We start from the raw sequence: 5,316 nt of genomic DNA, 5'->3' as shown, positions 1-5,316 counted from the left end.
AGTCATCAAATCCGAACTAGGGAAGTATTCGGAAGTCTGTACCAAGTTTAGACTCAGTGCGGATATTCAACTCTTGCGTTGCTAGATTTGTCTCTAGCAATCCCTAACAGAGCAGCGATAGCTAGGTTAGGGTTGTTGAATTGAGTTTCTCCTGGACGTTTATCTGCCTTTATGATGTGACAGGGAAGCCTATCAGTCCCAAGACAACGCTTACATTGGAAGCTAATTCTTCCAAACCCCGATCTCTCAGAGGTCAGGGTCATTGACCTGTACTGTAGGGACTTCTATCGTTGAGCATTTTTGATTATGGTTGTCTCTTCTTGCTCTACCCGGAGAGTCCCACTGACTTTACCGCTATTTTAGCGCGATTTAAGTATTATTGCTTATCGAGAGGGCTTGAATCTACCCATTTCCCCAATCCTCAAAGCTAAACTGGTAGCATCTCAATCCCTAACCTGAGATGCAAACGATCGCGATTACCATTACTGATGACCATTGGGTGAAGTTGCAACAAATGGCAACTCACCTGGACATTTCCCCTGAAACCTTGATTGTGATAGGTATTGAGCAGGTTCTCACTCATACGCCGTCTTCAACATCAGCGTCACAACCACAGTCACAACAGAGTCTCCCTGAACACCCTCAGAACTTCCCGCAAACCCTTACTGAACTCAATCAGGCGTTTGCACGACTAAACTCGGAAATGGACAAACGTAAGCAAGCCGAAGCCGAAATTCTTAATGCTTTAGCCAAAGAAAAACAACGGGGAGACTTCAAATCTCAGGTTCTATCTATCACCTCTCATGAATTCCGCACACCCCTGACAACGATTCTGTCTACGGCTGAATTGTTGGAACATTACCAATGGACAAAAGCTGAACAAGTGGAACAGTTGCATCTGATTCAGGAAACGGTGCAACAGATGCTGCAACTTTTGGAAAATATGCAGTTCGTCGGTATGGCTGATGTACAACAACTACCCTTTACTCCCACCCCCGTGGAACTCCATGACTTTTGTCAACGGTTAGTGACTCAGATTCAGCAGGGTTTAACTATCAAACACTTAACCGACGATGAGAATCAAACCTATACCCTCGCCTTCGTGAGTCAGGTGACTTGTTTACCCGCGATGATGGATGAAAAACTACTGCGACAAATGCTGTCTAACTTACTATCCAATGGGATTAAATACTCTCCTGTGGGCGGTACGATTCGATTGAACCTGGCGCGTGAGGGAGAGAATGCTTGCTTTGAGATTCAGGATCACGGAATTGGTATCTCGTTAGAGGATATACCCCACCTGTTTGATTTTTTCTATCGGGGGAAAAATGTAGGCGCGATCGCGGGGACAGGATTGGGGTTAGCTATTGTCAAACAATGTGTTGATCTTCATCAGGGTCAAATTACCGTAACCAGTGAAGTTGGCGTCGGTACGACTTTTACGGTTCGGTTACCGTTGATAGGCGATCGCGGGAGCAAAATCAGGATTCAGGGAACCGCGAACCGGGAATAGGCAATAGGGAACAGGAGAATCGAGGAGTGGGGGATTTTCAACTAAAACGGCAGCAAATATCCACCTATTGAGTCTTCAACAATCATCAATCCAAACTAAATATTTTTCTCTTGTTAGAGAAAAATATATCGGCAAAACTTAGTGAATTTGTAGGGGTTTTAACTATTTAATTTTAGAATACTATACATAAGCACAATAGAAATCTAAGTCATAATTTTTCCTGACTTCCATAAGCCCAACATTTTATTAGGATTGGGTTCTAGCCCAAAATTGCTAACTTGTTCAACAGGAAAGCGATAATACTCGCCTCGTTTTCCGACTTGCTCCCATTGGGCGAGATATCCAGCGAGCTATAGTCATGACGACGATTTTAGTAATTGAAGATGAGAAAGCCATTCGCCGGAATCTACTCAGACTCCTGAACGCTGAGGGGTTCGAGACGCTTGGTGCAGATAACGGTAACACAGGTGTGGAATTGGCTCAAACCAAACAGCCCGATTTGATTATTTGCGATATCCTCATGCCGGGGCTGGATGGTTATGGTGTACTCCAGATCCTGCAACAGTATCCACCAACGGCTGCGATTCCCTTTATCTTCCTAACCGCAAAAACAGAACGGGCGGATATTCGTCAGGGTATGACTTTGGGAGCTGATGATTACGTCACTAAGCCCTTTACTCGCGCCCAAATCCTCGGTGCAGTCGCGGCGCGGCTGCAAAAGGTGAAATTACGCCAACAGCAGTCTGTGATCAATCCCAATCTGCCCAATCGTCAGTTATTACAGAAACGTTTTGATCAGCTAGAGACTCAGGGGAATCAGGGTAAATTTCAGATTTTCCTGTTGTCTTTGGAGATCGAACAACTTAACCAACTGAACAATACCTTAGGACTTGCCATCGGCGATCAATTGCTTCAAGCCGTTGTCGAACGCCTACGCCGTCTGTTAGGAGTGCAGGATGCTATTGCCCAAATCGATAGTGACCATTTTATTATTCTCTTGAGTCGAAGTTATCTTAAACCAGAGAGTATTCAAATTGTCGAAGCCCTATTAAAAGCATTTGATTTACCGTTTCAGGTAAACTCTCATAAAATCTTCCTGTCTGCCTACATCGGTATTGCGATCTTAGGGCGTGATGGTCGAGAACTCGACACCCTGATTAGACATGCCAGTGTGGCAAGAGAGGAAGCCAAACAATCGGGAAATCGCCGCTACCAATTTTACATTGCCTCAATTGGAGCAAAATCTCAAGAAGCCTTTGAGCTAGAAATCCAAATGCGTCAAGCCTTAGAACGGCAAGAGTTTCAGCTTTATTATCAACCGAAAGTGAATTTGCTCACGGGACAGATTGAAGGGGCGGAAGCCTTGGTGCGCTGGAATCATCCTCAACGCGGGATTATTCCGCCTGTTGAGTTTATTCCCTTAGCCGAAAAAACCGGGCTAATTGTGCCATTGGGCGAATGGATACTCAGACAAGCTTGTCAGCAAGCGCGAATCTGGCAAGATCAGGAAATATATCCCTTACGGATTGCCGTGAATTTATCGCCCCGTCAGTTTAATCAGTCCAATTTAGCCGACTTCGTTGTGGATGTCCTCCATGAAACTAGATTGAATCCTCATTATTTAGAGTTAGAACTCACCGAAAGTACATTAGTGCAAAATCCAGAAGCCGCGATCGCGACATTGCAGAGATTCAAATCCTTGGGTATTCGGATCTCCATTGATGATTTTGGTACAGGCTATTCTGCCTTAAGCCAATTGAAGAAATTCCCCTTTGATGTGTTAAAAATTGACCGTTCTTTTGTCTGTCAACTGACTGAAGATAGCCGCGATGAAGCGATTACAACGGCAATTTTACAAATGGCTCGCAGTCTCAAGTTAAAGGTTGTGGCGGAAGGGGTGGAGACGCTAAGCCAATTAAATTTTCTCAAAGGACATCAGTGTGATGAAATCCAGGGGTATTGGTTTAGTCCGCCCTTATCTGCTGAGGCGTTTGCTGAGTTATTAAGTACAGGGAAAAAGTTTCCCCTGTTATCAAGTTGAGTCTATTGACAAAATCAAAGATCACTGTTCTGATTACAGTCCTCTTCTTACCACAGGCGTTTAAACATCGCTTCGGCTTCTAGATTTTTCAGTAAGAGTATAAAAAAAATTACATTGCCAACTGAATGATTTGACGGCTTTAGTCTATCAAGGGTTTGATAAGCACAGCGAAGAATCTACTCAGCTTTAAATGTCCATTCCTGATTGCCAATGCGGATAATATTCCCCGGAGTTAGGGTGCAAGGTTGATGGGGGGTAAGCTGTTGTCCATTGATAAATGTACCATTAGAACTACCCACATCCGTTAACTGGTACTGGACTTGACCTTGAGCATCTTTGGATTGAGTAATCTGAGCATGATAGCGGGAACTTAACCCATCATCGAGAACCAGCGTATTACTCGGTTCTCGTCCAATCGTGCAGGTGCTAGCTGATAAATTGAATGTCGCACCCGATGGGTGGTGGATTAGACGCGCCTGTACTCCACTAGAGGGTTGGGAAATTATCGTGGGCGCTAATACGGGTTTATCTCTTACAGGTAGATTGGCTGTGGCTTCTCCAGTGCTGGGTAAGGAATTCGGTTGAGGGGAAGTGCCAAAAGCAGGAGGATTGGCGTTGGGGGTATGGGGTGTAATGATATTAACGTGCTGTATGGGAGGTGGGGGGATAACGGGGCGACTGGCTTGTGCGATTTGCATTTGTAAGGCGGCTTCGTGTTCGGCTTCCTGTGTGGCGCTCATTCCCTCCACTTGACGAATGATTCCCTTCGTCTGCGGAAAGTTGATATCACTGACTCGCACGTCTTCTAGGGCAAAGCCTAGGGAATAGGATACCTCGGCATGGTCAAGTAGGTATTGTCGGATATGTACTCGTCCCTGGTTAACTAATTGTTCCATCCGCAATTGACCTACAGCTACCCCTAAACTATCTTTTACCGCACTCGTCAGCGCTGCAATTGGATCTGAGAGTTCTAGGGCTACCCGTCTCGCATCTACCACCTGGTACATGACATTTAGGGAAATATTAATCAAATATTGATCGCGGGATAAGAAATCTCCTTGGGAGACGATTTCTAGGTGGCGAATCTTGCTATCAACCAGAACCAGTTCACATTGTTCGAGAAGGGGTAAGGCGAAGCTGAAATGACGCCCCGGTTTCAATTTGCGGACAAGTTTCCCATTTTTGACCAACAAACCTGTATAACCTGCGCCGATAAAGTCCATACTCCACCCAACCCAGCGTTCTGGGTTTAGCGTTTGGATGAGGGGGGTAGTGGTGCTAGACATGAGCGGTTAGTGAGATGAGAGGAATGGCAGGTTATATATTTTTAGACTAACAAAGCTTTGCCGGATTCCAGCATGGTAACTAGGACGAGATAGGTAACCGTTGGGTTTCGGGTTCATTGCTAAATCCTGGTTCTATCAAAACGTGGGGGATTGGGGGAGCTATAGAACTCCATCCTCAACGAAACGGAGTGAAGTAGGGTGGGGGTACATTGGACTCCCCCAAGGTAAATTCAATCTGGTCAACCCCGATTGAATTTACAGAGGTATTGCTTTCTTCTACAAACTAGAATATAATTTGTAGAAAGGAGGTAAGACCTGTGTTGACATTAACTTATGAGTACAAGATTGAGCCAACAATTGAACAAGTAGCGGCAATTGAGCGTTATTTAGAAGTTTGCCGTAAGGTTTGGAATTACGCCTTGCGTGAACGAAAGGATTGGCTTAATTCTCGAAAGTCTGATGTTAACGCCTGTTCC

General features: G+C 45.0%; 4 protein-coding genes. 3 read left to right on the top strand and 1 reads right to left on the bottom strand.

What is annotated here, in order from left to right; translation table 11 throughout:
* Positions 1-460: 460 nt before the first annotated feature.
* Positions 461-1,513, top strand: a complete 1,053-nt coding sequence (locus RIM23_RS23375) for a sensor histidine kinase (protein WP_446369794.1) — start codon at positions 461-463, stop codon at positions 1,511-1,513.
* 358 nt (positions 1,514-1,871) lie between these two features.
* Entirely contained in the window at positions 1,872-3,554 is a 1,683-nt protein-coding gene (locus RIM23_RS23370) for an EAL domain-containing response regulator (protein ID WP_446369792.1), read from the top strand.
* Between the two features lie 176 nt (positions 3,555-3,730).
* Here the strand turns inward: RIM23_RS23370 and RIM23_RS23365 are convergent, their stop codons facing one another.
* Positions 3,731-4,840: an FHA domain-containing protein gene (locus tag RIM23_RS23365; protein ID WP_446369790.1), complete on the bottom strand. Its 1,110-nt coding sequence runs from the start codon at positions 4,838-4,840 to the stop codon at positions 3,731-3,733.
* 317 nt (positions 4,841-5,157) lie between these two features.
* Between RIM23_RS23365 and RIM23_RS23360 the strand changes: the two genes are divergently transcribed.
* Positions 5,158-5,316: helix-turn-helix domain-containing protein (locus RIM23_RS23360; RefSeq protein ID WP_446369796.1), on the top strand; the 159-nt coding region annotated here is incomplete at its 3' end.

The sequence above is a fragment of the Coleofasciculus sp. G3-WIS-01 genome (assembly GCF_040223135.1).
In the GTDB taxonomy this organism is placed as follows: domain Bacteria; phylum Cyanobacteriota; class Cyanobacteriia; order Cyanobacteriales; family Coleofasciculaceae; genus Coleofasciculus.
Note: the sequence above shows the minus strand (reverse complement) of the source record. Positions and strands in the feature narration are given on the sequence as shown.